At 71.4% G+C, this 12,152-nt stretch carries 12 protein-coding genes and 1 riboswitch; of the genes, 5 read left to right on the top strand and 7 right to left on the bottom strand.

The window, feature by feature from the left end:
* Window positions 1–19: 19 nt before the first annotated feature.
* Window positions 20–1,234 carry an ornithine--oxo-acid transaminase gene (rocD, locus tag ACZ4RZ_RS03275; protein ID WP_467741500.1) on the bottom strand — a complete coding sequence of 405 codons (1,215 nt, stop codon included), beginning with the start codon at window positions 1,232–1,234 and terminating at the stop codon, window positions 20–22.
* Between the two features lie 157 nt (window positions 1,235–1,391).
* Window positions 1,392–1,479, top strand: a riboswitch (ZMP/ZTP riboswitch).
* A gap of 31 nt (window positions 1,480–1,510) precedes the next feature.
* Between rocD and ACZ4RZ_RS03270 the strand changes: the two genes are divergently transcribed.
* Window positions 1,511–2,956, top strand: coding sequence for a glycine hydroxymethyltransferase (locus ACZ4RZ_RS03270; protein WP_467741498.1), 1,446 nt, complete (start codon window positions 1,511–1,513; stop codon window positions 2,954–2,956).
* 23 nt (window positions 2,957–2,979) lie between these two features.
* Here ACZ4RZ_RS03270 and ACZ4RZ_RS03265 read toward each other — a convergent pair whose 3' ends face one another.
* From ACZ4RZ_RS03265 to ACZ4RZ_RS03250, 4 genes are all read right to left on the bottom strand, one after another.
* A complete protein-coding gene (locus ACZ4RZ_RS03265; protein WP_467741496.1) occupies window positions 2,980–3,693 on the bottom strand; it encodes a hypothetical protein in 714 nt (237 codons plus the stop codon).
* Window positions 3,694–3,755: 62 nt separating this feature from the next.
* The gene (locus tag ACZ4RZ_RS03260) at window positions 3,756–4,478 is read right to left on the bottom strand and encodes a hypothetical protein (RefSeq protein WP_467741495.1); all 723 of its coding nucleotides are present in this window, start codon (window positions 4,476–4,478) and stop codon (window positions 3,756–3,758) included.
* A gap of 115 nt (window positions 4,479–4,593) precedes the next feature.
* Window positions 4,594–5,460 (bottom strand): hypothetical protein, encoded by an 867-nt coding sequence (locus ACZ4RZ_RS03255; protein WP_467741493.1) that lies wholly within the window; start codon window positions 5,458–5,460, stop codon window positions 4,594–4,596.
* Window positions 5,453–6,067: an RNA polymerase sigma factor gene (locus tag ACZ4RZ_RS03250; RefSeq protein ID WP_467741491.1), complete on the bottom strand. Its 615-nt coding sequence runs from the start codon at window positions 6,065–6,067 to the stop codon at window positions 5,453–5,455. Before ACZ4RZ_RS03250 ends, ACZ4RZ_RS03255 begins: the two co-directional genes overlap by 8 nt.
* 99 nt (window positions 6,068–6,166) lie before the next feature.
* Between ACZ4RZ_RS03250 and trpS the strand changes: the two genes are divergently transcribed.
* Complete coding sequence (trpS, locus tag ACZ4RZ_RS03245; protein WP_467741489.1) at window positions 6,167–7,180, top strand: tryptophan--tRNA ligase; 1,014 nt, start codon at window positions 6,167–6,169, stop codon at window positions 7,178–7,180.
* 240 nt (window positions 7,181–7,420) lie between these two features.
* Window positions 7,421–8,002 (top strand): 2'-5' RNA ligase family protein, encoded by a 582-nt coding sequence (locus ACZ4RZ_RS03240; RefSeq protein WP_467741487.1) that lies wholly within the window; start codon window positions 7,421–7,423, stop codon window positions 8,000–8,002.
* Window positions 8,003–8,186: 184 nt separating this feature from the next.
* Here ACZ4RZ_RS03240 and ACZ4RZ_RS03235 read toward each other — a convergent pair whose 3' ends face one another.
* Both ACZ4RZ_RS03235 and ACZ4RZ_RS03230 read right to left on the bottom strand, forming a co-directional pair.
* Complete coding sequence (locus tag ACZ4RZ_RS03235) at window positions 8,187–8,942, bottom strand: decaprenylphospho-beta-D-erythro-pentofuranosid-2-ulose 2-reductase (protein ID WP_467741485.1); 756 nt, start codon at window positions 8,940–8,942, stop codon at window positions 8,187–8,189.
* 88 nt (window positions 8,943–9,030) lie between these two features.
* Window positions 9,031–10,380, bottom strand: coding sequence for an FAD-binding protein (locus ACZ4RZ_RS03230; RefSeq protein WP_467741483.1), 1,350 nt, complete (start codon window positions 10,378–10,380; stop codon window positions 9,031–9,033).
* A gap of 142 nt (window positions 10,381–10,522) precedes the next feature.
* Between ACZ4RZ_RS03230 and ACZ4RZ_RS03225 the strand changes: the two genes are divergently transcribed.
* Window positions 10,523–11,083, top strand: coding sequence for a phosphatase PAP2 family protein (locus ACZ4RZ_RS03225; RefSeq protein ID WP_467741481.1), 561 nt, complete (start codon window positions 10,523–10,525; stop codon window positions 11,081–11,083).
* On the top strand, window positions 11,073–12,020 hold the full coding sequence (locus tag ACZ4RZ_RS03220; protein ID WP_467741479.1) for a decaprenyl-phosphate phosphoribosyltransferase: 948 nt from the start codon (window positions 11,073–11,075) through the stop codon (window positions 12,018–12,020). Before ACZ4RZ_RS03225 ends, ACZ4RZ_RS03220 begins: the two co-directional genes overlap by 11 nt.
* Window positions 12,021–12,152 lie beyond the last annotated feature (132 nt).

The raw sequence follows: 12,152 nt of genomic DNA, 5'->3' as shown, positions 1-12,152 counted from the left end.
CGCCAGGAGCGCGAAGCCGCTACGCCCCCAGTACGCCGCGGAGCTGGGCGAGCCCCCAGTCCAGGTCCTCCTTGCTGATGACCAGGGGCGGGGCGATCCGAATCGTGACGCCGTGGGTGTCCTTGACGAGGACGCCCCGGTCCATGAGCTTCTCGGAGATCTCCCGCCCCGTGCCGTAGGCCGGGGCGATGTCGATCCCCGCCCACAGGCCGCGCCCGCGCACCTGTGTGACATGGCCGGTGTCCGTCAGCAGCCCCAGCTCATGGTGCAGATGCTCGCCGAGCTCGGCGGCCCGCCGCTGGAACTCGCCCGACCGCAGCATCGCGATCACCTCCAGCGCCACCGCACAGGCCAGCGGATTCCCCCCGAACGTCGACCCGTGCTCCCCGGGCCGGAACACCCCGAGCACCTCACTGGACGACACCACGGCCGAGGCCGGTACGACCCCACCGCCGAGCGCCTTGCCGAGCACATACATGTCGGGCACCACACCCTCGTGCTCACAGGCGAACGTACGCCCGGTCCTGCCCAGGCCCGACTGGATCTCGTCCGCGATGAACAGGACATTCCGCTCCCGCGTCACCTCCCGCACTCCCTGGAGATAACCGGGCGGCGGCACCAGCACCCCCGCCTCGCCCTGAATCGGCTCCAACAGCACGGCGACCGTCTCCTCGGTGACCGCCTCGCGCAGCGCCGCCAGATCCCCGTACGGCACGATGTCGAAACCCGGCGTGAACGGGCCGAAGTCCGCCCGCGCCTCCGGGTCCGTGGAGAAGCTGATGATCGTCGTCGTACGGCCGTGGAAGTTGTCGCTCGCCGCGACGATCCTCGCTCTGCCGTCCGGGACGCCCTTGACCCGGTACCCCCACTTCCGGGCCGTCTTCACCGCGGTCTCCACCGCCTCCGCGCCCGTGTTCATCGGCAGCACCATCTCCATGCCGCACAGTGCCGCCAGCTCCCGGCAGAAGTCCGCGAACCGGTCGTGATGGAACGCCCGCGACGTCAGCGTCACCCGCTCCAGTTGCGCCTTCGCCGCGTCGAGCAGCCGCCGGTTGCCATGTCCGAAATTCAGCGCCGAGTATCCGGCCAGCAGGTCGAGGAAGCGGCGCCCCTCGACATCGGTCATCCAGGCCCCGTCCGCCGTCGCCACGACGACCGGCAGCGGGTGGTAGTTGTGCGCGCTGTGCGCGTCGGCCGAGGCGATGAACGCCTTCGTCGTCTCCGTAGCGGTCACGGGATCTCCGTTTCTTGACGCGCGGCACGAGGGGCGCGTGTCCCCGGGCACGGGGGAGTGGTGCCCGCGAGTGGCGGGCGGCTTGTGGCCTATTTCCTATCGTCGCTCGCATGGTGGACTCGGGAACCCGGCCGTCCGGCGCGCCCGGTAGGCTGACCGGCGGGGCCGTGACTGGCGCGCTGGGATGGGACCGACCATCGGGGAGCGGCCCCAGCAACTGTGTGCCGTGCGCCTGGGCCGACCCGTGAACGCTGAACGCCACGTCCGGAGGCCGTCATGCCAGAGCCCCTTTCCACCGAATCCACCGCCTTCCGCAGCGCTCTCGACGTGATCCGGGCCGTGGAGCCCCGGGTCGCCGACGCCATCGGCCAGGAAATCGCCGACCAGCGCGACATGCTCAAACTGATCGCCTCCGAGAACTACGCCTCCCCGGCCACCCTCCTGGCCATGGGCAACTGGTTCAGCGACAAGTACGCCGAGGGCACTGTCGGCCGCCGCTTCTACGCCGGCTGTCGCAACGTCGACACTGTCGAGGCCCTCGCCGCCGAGCACGCCCGCGAGCTCTTCGGCGCCGAGCACGCCTACGCCCAGCCGCACTCCGGCATCGACGCCAACCTCGTCGCCTTCTGGGCCGTCCTCGCCGCCCGGGTGGAGGCCCCGGCTCTCGCCAAGGCCGGTGTCCGCAACGTCAACGACCTCTCCGAGGCCGACTGGGCCGAGCTGCGCCAGGCCTTCGGCAACCAGCGCATGCTCGGCATGTCCCTGGACGCCGGCGGTCACCTCACCCATGGCTTCCGCCCGAACATCTCCGGCAAGATGTTCGACCAGCGCTCCTACGGCACCGACCCCGCCACCGGCCTCATCGACTACGAGGCCCTGCGCACCTCCGCCCGTGACTTCAAGCCGCTGATCATCGTCGCCGGCTACTCCGCCTACCCCCGCCTGGTGAACTTCCGCATCATGCGGGAGATCGCCGACGAGGTCGGCGCGACCCTGATGGTCGACATGGCGCACTTCGCCGGTCTCGTCGCGGGCAAGGTCCTCACCGGCGACTTCGACCCGATCCCGCACGCCCAGATCGTCACCACCACCACACACAAGTCACTGCGCGGCCCGCGCGGCGGCATGGTGCTGTGCGACGAGACCCTCGCCGAGCAGGTCGACCGCGGCTGCCCGATGGTCCTCGGTGGCCCCCTTCCCCATGTCATGGCCGCCAAGGCCGTCGCACTCGCCGAGGCCCGTCGCCCCGAGTTCCGCGACTACGCACAGGCCGTCGTCGACAACTCCCGCGCCCTCGCCGAGGGCCTGATGCGTCGCGGCGCCACGCTGGTCACCGGCGGCACCGACAACCACCTCAACCTGATCGACGTCGCCTCCTCCTACGGCCTCACCGGCCGCCAGGCCGAGTCCGCCCTGCTCGACTCGGGCATCGTCACCAACCGCAACGCCATCCCCGCAGACCCGAACGGCGCCTGGTACACCTCCGGCATCCGCATCGGCACGCCCGCGCTGACCACCCGTGGTCTGGGCACGGCCGAGATGGACGAGATCGCCGGTCTGATCGACCGCGTCCTCACCGCCGCCGAGCCCGGCACCACGGCCAAGGGCAGCCCGTCCAAGGCCCAGCACGTCCTGGACCCGAAGATCTCCGACGAGATCGCCCACCGCGCCACCGACCTGCTCGCCGGCTTCCCGCTCTACCCGGAGATCGACCTCGGCTGACGCACCCGGCACCTCACCGGGGGCTACAAGTCGATCAGCTCCTGCCGTGGTTCCCGCGGCGGTCCGGCAGCTTCATGCCGGGCCGCCGCGCGGCGTATCAGAAGGGTGCCGCCGACTCCGATCACCAGGCCGGCCGCCAGCCCGGGTATCGCCCACCCCGCACCCTCCACCGCATGCGCGTCCGAGCCGGCCACCGATGTGCTTACGGAGCCGAACAGCCTTCCCTGCTCCGCCAACTGCTCGAACACCGAACGCGGTGCCCGATGCCAGCGGATGTCGTCGTCCTCCACGTCGGGTGAAGGATCCGACCGCACCCACGGCGTCCCGTCCGCCGCGACGAACACCTGATCCTGGCGCTCGATGGCGACATCGCCGCCGGGCGCCCTCTGGGTCTGAGGCCAGCCCCCGACCCCGGTCAGCCCCCAGATCACCGTGGCCCGCACTTTCGGGAAGCGGCCCGCCACCCAGGCCTCGGGCACCCGCTCCGTCCCCGTGTACTTGGGCGACAGCAACCGCCAGAGCCGTACGAAGTCCCCCTCCCCGGAGCGCAGGGCGGTCGTGCGCCCCGTGTCACCGGCGATGACCAGGGCCAGATCCGGGGTGTCGGCCTTCGCGTACGGAGCGGTGCCCGTCGAGGCGTGGGCCCCCGGTGCACCGAGCGCGACCAGTGCCACGGAAACCAGAGACAGGAGCCATAACCTCGCACTCGCCCGTCCGACCCGGAACCTTCCCCTCATTCGTCCCCCTCGTCAGCCGTCTCCTCGTACGTCCCGCATCCCCTCGCGCGTCGTCCCGCACCTCACTCGTCCCGGAGCTCCTGCCGAGGTTCCGTCTCGCCCTCCCGCCTGCTCAGCGGCCGAGCTCCCGGCACCCCGGCGACCAGCGGCCGCAGCACCAGGGCCAGCACGGCTCCGGCCGCCGCCCCCGGTAGCGCCCACCACCAGTCGGCGCCGTTGTCGGTCGTGGCACCCGCGGCGGTCGTGGTGCGGGCCTGCTCGGAGGGCGCGGGCGCGGTGCCGGAATCCTCCGGCGTCGGCCAGGGGGCCGGGAAGATTCCCCCGCCGCCCTCGGGCGACGGCTTGCCCAGGACGCCGAGCTTCTTGAACAGCGCCCGCACCTGGGCCGGGTGCTCGGCCTTGTGCCAGTAGCCGTTCATGCTCGGCAGGTCTGTTGTCGTGTGTATCCAGACGTCCTTGCTCCGCGGCGAGTCCGGATAGACGCGGTCGACCCGCCACGGCGACACGTCATGGACCAGCCATGTGACATTGAGCTGATGTCCGCCGGCGGCTCCCAGCCCGGGCGGCTCCTCGCGCGTGCCCGAGCCGGGCTCCCCCAGCAGGCGCATCAACTGCCCGTACTCCTCGTCCGAGTAGTACAACGCCGTGGTCTCCGCGCTCTCCGGCGAGACCACCAGCACGCTCGTCGGGCCGCCGGCCATCGCGGACGGTGCCCCCAGCAGCACCGCCGCGAGGGCCACCGCCAACGCCCCCACCACCGCGAGCAGTTCACGAAGCCTGCGCATCCGAACCCCCAACCAGCCGGTCGATCCACGTGCGGCCCGCCCGCACGCCGTGTGTCACTTCTGGTACACCGCTCGACCCGCCGGGGTTCCCACTCGGCACCGACCAAAATTCCGGCTACTTCAGCGACTTCGCGATCTCCACCGCCCGCGCCTTCGACGCCACCCCTTCGAGCCGGAGGGTCACCTCGCCCTCGTGCATCCACAGCAGCGTGGGCCCCGCGGTCCGCTCGGAGCGGGTGAAGCGGTCGCCGTCCGCGTCGATCAGCCAGAAGCTCAGCAGGTGAGGCTTCGGAAACCACAGCGCCGGGTTGCCGTAGTCCCCGTCTCCGCCCAGCGACACCCACTCCGGTGGCTCCCGCACCGTCTTCGCGAAGCCGATGTCCAGGCTCGCCGGATACTCGTCCAGCCGGACGGTGCCCCCGTGCTCGCGCCAGCACAGACTCATCAGGAGCCGCCCCTTCGGCTCGCGCGTCACCGTCACGGCGTCCGGCGTCCCGAGAGCGCCCGGCACAAGAGGCCCGAAACCCGCCTGTCGCCCGGCCTGCGCCAGGGTCAGCGAAGGGCCGCACCCCGGCACCCGGGCCCCGGGCGAGGGCACCGCCGACGGGTCGTACCGCACCTCGACCCCACCGAAGCCGAACCAGTCGACTACGGCGGCGCGCACCGGAGGCGTGAGCACGAGGACCGTCAGCACACCGCACAGGCCCGCGGTCAGCGCGCGCCAGCGCAGGCGCGCCCAGCGGCGCACCGCACCAAGCCGCTCGCCCGGTCCCCGCGGCTCGGCCACCGGGACTGGGAGTCTCTCGGCGAGTATCTGCTCCAGCACGCGCTCGACCATCGACTCGCTCCCGGCCGCCCCGGGCTGATCCAGCGAGCGCCCGAGCGCGCACAGCTCCGCCGGCAGCCGAGAGGCACCCCCGCGGGCACCCCGACCTCGGTCACCGGAGGGCTCCGCGCCCCCCTCTCCGAACGACTCACTCATGCTCATCACCCCCTTCCCGAGGCTCTCCGGGTTCGAAGTCCGGCAGCAGCCGGCCCAGCTTGCGCAGGGCGCGGTTGAGGCGGGATTTCACCGTGCCGCGCGGCCAGCGCAGGGCCTGGGCCGTCTCCGGTTCGTCCATCTCCAGGAGATAGCGGTACGTGACGACGAGGCGGTGCTCCTCGCTCAGCTGGTCCAGGGCGGCCAGCAGCGCCGCACGGCGCTCTATCTCCAGCGCCGCGACCGCCGGGTCCGCCGATTCCGGTATCAGCGGCTCCGCCTCCGCGAACGCGGCCTCCCGGCCGGCCAGCGTCCGCTGGCGCACCGCCGTCCGCACTGTGTTCCTCGTCTCATTGGCGACGATCGAGAGCAGCCACGGCTTGAACGCCGCGCCGTCTCGAAAGCGCCCCAGCGAGCAGTACGCCTTGATGAAGGCCTGCTGCACCACGTCCTCCGCGTCCGCACCCGCCCCCAGCGCCCTGGCCGCCCTGATCGCGATGCCCGTGTGGGCACGGACCAGCTCCGCGTACGCCTCCGGCTCACCGGCGCGTACTCGTGCGATCACCACGGCCTCGTCGACGACGATGCGGCCCCCCTCCCGCGTCCTCACACTCTTGCTACACCGCCCGAGGCCGATCGGTTCCCACCTGTGTCACATCTGTTTCCGACCAGTTCCGGACCGGGCCCCGACACCTGAGAGAATGGGCCCATGGCCTCTGATCGTCCCCGCGTGCTCTCCGGAATCCAGCCCACCGCAGGCTCGTTCCACCTCGGCAACTACCTCGGCGCCGTCCGCCAGTGGGTGGCCCTGCAGGAGTCCCACGACGCGTTCTACATGGTCGTCGACCTGCACGCGATCACCATTCCGCAGGACCCCGCGGACCTGCGCGCCAACACCCGGCTCGCCACCGCGCAGCTGCTCGCCGCCGGTCTCGACCCGGAGCGCTGCACGCTCTTCGTGCAGAGCCACGTCCCCGAGCACGCCCAGCTGGCCTGGATCATGAACTGCCTCACCGGCTTCGGCGAGGCGTCCCGCATGACGCAGTTCAAGGACAAGTCCGCCAGGCAGGGCGCCGACCGCGCCTCCGTCGGCCTGTTCACGTACCCGATCCTGCAGGTCGCGGACATCCTGCTGTACCAGGCCAACGAGGTCCCGGTCGGCGAGGACCAGCGCCAGCACATCGAGCTCACGCGTGACCTCGCCGAGCGCTTCAACGGCCGCTTCGGCCAGACGTTCACGGTCCCGAAGCCGTACATCCTCAAGGAGACGGCGAAGATCTTCGATCTCCAGGACCCGACGATCAAGATGAGCAAGTCGGCGTCGACTCCCAAGGGCCTCATCAACCTGCTCGACGAGCCGAAGGCGACCGCGAAGAAGGTCAAGAGCGCGGTCACCGACACGGACACCGTCATCAGGTATGACACGGAGCACAAGCCGGGTATCAGCAACCTGCTGACCATCTACTCGACCCTCACCGGAACCGGTATCGAGGAACTGGAGCAGAAGTACACCGGCAAGGGCTACGGTGCGCTCAAGACGGACCTCGCCGAGGTCATGGTCGACTTCGTGACGCCGTTCCGGGAGCGTACCCAGCAGTATCTGGACGACCCGGAGACGCTCGACTCGATTTTGGCCAAGGGTGCCGAGAAGGCGCGTGCCGTCGCCGCGGAGACGCTCTCCCAGGCGTACGACAAGGTCGGCTTCCTGCCCGCCAAGCACTGACCGCCGGGGCCGTTGCCGTACGACAGCCGAAACCGCTGTCGTACGGCAACGGCACGGCCGCCCCTACCACAGCCCGTTCGGCAGTGAGTACGAGACGAGCGCGACACTCCTACGACCGCCGACAGTGGGCCGCATCGCCGTACAGTCGAAAGCCGAACAGGCCGAGCAGCCACCCCTGCCCGCGCGGAAGCACCGGACCTTCAAAGACAGCGAACCTTCGAAACAACGACAGGAGACGACGTGGGGACCGTAACGATCGGCGTGTCGATCGCGGTCCCGGAGCCTCACGGCAGCCTGCTCCAGGAGCGGCGCGCGGGCTTCGGCGACCCCGCGGCTTCCGGCATCCCCACGCACGTCACGCTGCTGCCGCCGACGGAGGTCGACCACTCGGCGCTGCCCGCGATCGAGGCGCATCTCATCGAGGTCGCGGCCACCGGGCGCCCCTTCCCGATGCGGCTGTCCGGCACCGGCACCTTCCGCCCCCTGTCGCCCGTCGTGTACGTGCGGGTCGTCGAGGGGGCCGAGGCCTGCACCTGGCTGCAGAAGCGGGTCCGGGACGCCTCAGGGCCGGTCGCGCGTGAGCTCCAGTTCCCGTACCACCCGCACGTCACGGTGGCGCACGGCATCGACGACGACGCGATGGACCGGGCCTACGAGGCGCTGTCCGGGTACGTGGCCGAGTGGCCCTGCACCGGGTTCGCGCTCTACGAACAGGGTGCGGACGGCGTCTGGCGCAAGCTGCGCGAGTTCGCCTTCGGCAGCGCGGTGGTGCCCCCTCAGGCGGGCGCGCCGGAGCGGGACACCACACTGCCGACCCGCTAGGGCCATCCGCCGACAGAATCCTCCCGTACGACGGGCAGCTCGCTTCGCAGGCAGGTTCCTCCCGCACGACCGGCAGCTCGGTCCGCCCACAGGATCCTTCTCTACGACCGGCAGCTCGCTCCGCCGGTACGTCCCGTCGCCGGGAGGTGGGATCGGCAGCCCACCGGACAGTGGTCCCGGAGCGTCAGATCGGCAGCCGCCGGAACACCGGTCGCGGTACGTGCCGAAGTGCCGCCATCACCAGGCGCAGCGCTCCGGGTACCCACACCGTCTCCGACCGGCGTCGCAGCCCCGTCTCCACGGCCGTCGCGACCGCCTCCGGAGTGGTGGCCAGGGGCGCCTCCGGCAGGCCCGCCGTCATCCTCGTACGGACGAACCCGGGGCGTACGACCATCACGTGCACGCCCGTGCCGTACAGCGCGTCGCCCAGGCCCTGCGCGAACGCGTCCAGGCCCGCCTTGCTGGAGCCGTAGATGAAGTTGGAGCGCCGGGCGCGCTCGCCGGCGACCGAGGAGAGCACCACCAGGGAGCCGTGCCCCTGCGTCTGGAGGGCCCGCGCGCACACCAGACCGGCCGACACCGCGCCCGTGTAGTTGGTCTGCGCCACGTGTACCGCCGACACGGGCTCCTTCTCGTCCCGCGCCTGGTCGCCGAGCACGCCGAACGCCAGCAGCACCATGTCGACGTCGCCCTCCGCGAAGACCTTGCCGAGCACGGTCTCGTGAGACTCGGGGTCGAGGGCGTCGAAGGCGACGGTACGGGCGTTCGCGCCCATCCCGCGCAGTTGCTCGGCGGCTTGCTCCAGGGCGGGTGACGGGCGTCCCGCGAGCCACACCGTGCGGGTGCGCCGGACAATCAGACGGCGCGCGGTGGCCAGCGCGATCTCGGACGTGCCGCCGAGGATCAGCAGGGACTGGGGGAGACCGAAGGCGTCCTTCATGACAGCTCCTAGGGGCTGGGGCGATCAGAGACTGAGGCGAGGGGAGAGCGGGGGGACTGGAGAGCGCGGGGACCGGAGGCCGAGGGGACTAAAGACCGAGGCGGCGGGACAGGTCCGAGGTGAAGACGCCTCGGGGGTCCAACTCCCGCCGCAGGGAACGGAATTCACCAAGCCGCGGATACATCTCGGCCAGCAGCTCGGGCCGCAGCCGCGCGTCCTTGGCGAGGTACACCCGCCCGTCGGCCGCGGCCACCTCCTCGTCCAGCTCGTCGAGGAAGGCGCCGAGTCCCGGCAGGTTCGCGGGGATGTCCAGGGCGAGGGTCCAGCCAGGCATGGGGAAGGACAGCCAGCCCGGATCGCCCTCTCCGAAGCGCTTCAGGACGGCGAGGAAGGACGGGCAGCGGCGCAGGGAGATGCGCTGCACGATGCGGCGCAGGGCCTCCTCCTGCCCGTATCCGACGACGAACTGGTACTGCACGAAGCCGCCCCGCCCGTAGACGCGGTTCCAGTGCGGCACCCCGTCGAGGGGGTGGAAGAAGGTTGAGATCTTCTGCAGTTCACCGGCACGCGCGCGTGGCGCCTTCCGGTACCAGAGCTCATTGAAGAGGCCCACTGTCGTGCGCCCCAGGAGTCCCTCCGGTACGAAGGCGGGCGCAGACGGGAACTGTGCGGGGCGGAACGCCAGGGGGTGTCTACGCGCGCGTGCGGGCAGGGCGTCCAGCGGCGCGTGATCGCCGCGGGTCAGCACCGAGCGCCCCATCGACGTCCCGCGCGCGAGGAGGTCGATCCAGGCCACCGAGTACCGGTAGCGGTGATCCGTGGCGGTGAGGCGGGCCATCAAGTCGTCGAGGTCCGCGGCGCGTTCCGTGTCGACGGACATCAGCGAGGTCGCGACGGGCTGGAGCCGGACGGTCGCCGTGAGGATCACACCGGTCAGGCCCATGCCGCCCGCCGTGGCGTCGAAGAGGGGCGTGCCCCGGCCGACCGTACGGATCCCGCCGTCCGCGGTCAGCAGCTCGAAGGAGAGGACGTGCCGGGCGAACGAGCCCGACACATGGTGGTTCTTGCCGTGGATGTCCGCGCCGATCGCGCCGCCGACGGTCACATAGCGGGTCCCGGGCGTGACCGGCACGAACCAGCCGAGGGGGAGCAGGACTTCCATGAGCCGGTGCAGGGACACCCCCGCGTCGCACAGGACGGTGCCGCCGTCCGCGTCGATCGCGTGGATCCGGTCCAGGCCCGTCATGTCGAGCACGGCTCCGCCCGCGTTCTGCGCGGCGTCCCCGTAGGCCCGTCCGAGGCCGCGGGGGATGCCTCCACGTGTTCCGCACTCCCGGACGGCGGCCGCCGCCTCCTCGTAGGTGCGCGGGCGGACCAGGCGGGCGGTGGTCGGGGCGGTGCGGCCCCAACCCGTGACGGAGACGGAGTCGGCAGGCATGACCGTGACCGTAGCGTCGGTAAGGGTGCATAACGCCTCAATCTCCCCGGCCCTCACGGCTCCTCACCGAAATGGGTGATTAATGGGATGTCGTCCTAGATTGCCGTAATTCTGCGGCCACTCCCTAGAAGAGTGAGATCACATGGACGACCTTGACGACTATGACTACACGGACCGCCGGCTCGACGGCATGGACCGCGGGTTCGACGGCATGGATCGCCGGCTGCTGTCGGCAGTCCATGAGTGCGGCGGGGATCCGCGCGTCGCGGCTGTCGCGCGTGCCCTGTCCTGGAGCGGGGAGCACGGCGCGCTGTGGCTCGCGGCGGGGCTGGCAGGGGCGGCCGTCGACCGTGAACGACGGGGCGCCTGGTTGCGTGCGACGGCGCTCACCACCACCGCGCACCTCGCCAGCATGGCGGTGAAGCGCATCGTGCGCCGCCCGCGCCCCGCGCACGTGGTGCCGTTGGTGCGCACGGCCGGACGGCACTCCTTCCCGAGCTCGCATGCCACGTCCGCGACGGCCGCGGCGGTCGCCTACGGCGCGCTCGGCGCGCACGTGGTTCCCCCGCTCGCCGCCGCGATGTGCGTCTCGCGGATGGTCGTCGGCGTCCACTACCCCTCGGACGTCGCCGCGGGCGCCGCCCTGGGGGCCCTGACGGCCCGACTGGGCGCCCGCTGGGTCGGGGTCGGTCATGACGACTGAGCGCACGGCACTCCTGGAGCGCACACCGGCCGCTGCGGCATCCGCGAAGGGCCTCACCGGCCTCGTCCGGGGCCTGCTCAAGACCACCCGCCCCCGACAGTGGGTGAAGAACCTGCTGGTGGTGGCCGCGCCGGCCGCCGCGGGCCAGCTCTTCTCCCGGCACGCTTTCACCCAACTCGCGCTCGTCTTCGCGCTGTTCACGGCCTGCGCCGCCGCCGTGTACCTGATCAACGACGCCCGGGACGCCGCCGCCGACCGCGCCCACCCGGTCAAGCGCCACCGCCCGGTCGCCGCGGGCCAGGTCCCCGTCGCGGTCGCCTACGCCGTCGGGGGCGCCCTCGCGCTCCTCGCGCCGAGCGCCGCCGCCTGGTTCTGCTCCCCGGCCGTCGCCGCGCTGCTGACGGCGTACATCGGCATGCAACTGGCGTACTGCGTCAGCCTGAAGCACGTCCTGGTGGTGGACCTCGTCGTCGTCACCACCGGGTTCCTCATGCGCGCGATGATCGGCGGTCTCGCCCTCGGTATCCCGCTCTCGCGCTGGTTCCTGATCACCACCGGCTTCGGGGCGCTGTTCATGGTGTCGGCGAAGCGTTACTCCGAGGCCGTGCAGATGGCCGGGAAAGCGGGCGCCACGCGCGCGTTGCTCACCGAATACACCACCGGCTATCTGCGCTTCGTCTGGCAGCTGGCCGCCGGAGTCTCCGTCCTCGGCTACTGCCTGTGGGCCCTGGAGGAGGGCGGCGTGCCCAGCGCCGGTGTGCTGCCCTGGCGGCAGTTGTCCATGGTCGCCTACATCCTGGCCATCCTGCGGTACGCCGTCTTCGCCGACCGGGGCACGGCGGGCGAGCCCGAGGACGTGGTCCTGCGCGACCGCGCGCTCGCGCTCATCGGGCTGGTGTGGCTGGCGATGTACGGCCTCGCCGTGGCGAACTGGTGAGTGTCGGCCAAGGGCCGGTCGCCGAGGGGTCGGTCGCGGGGGAGCCGGTGTCCGGGAAACCGGTCGCCCAAGGGTCGGCCTCGCTGAAACCGGTTGCCCCGGAGCCGGTCGTCCCGGAGTCGGTCGTCCCGG

Source organism: Streptomyces sp. NPDC027189, assembly GCF_055566975.1.
Note: the sequence above shows the minus strand (reverse complement) of the source record. Positions and strands in the feature narration are given on the sequence as shown.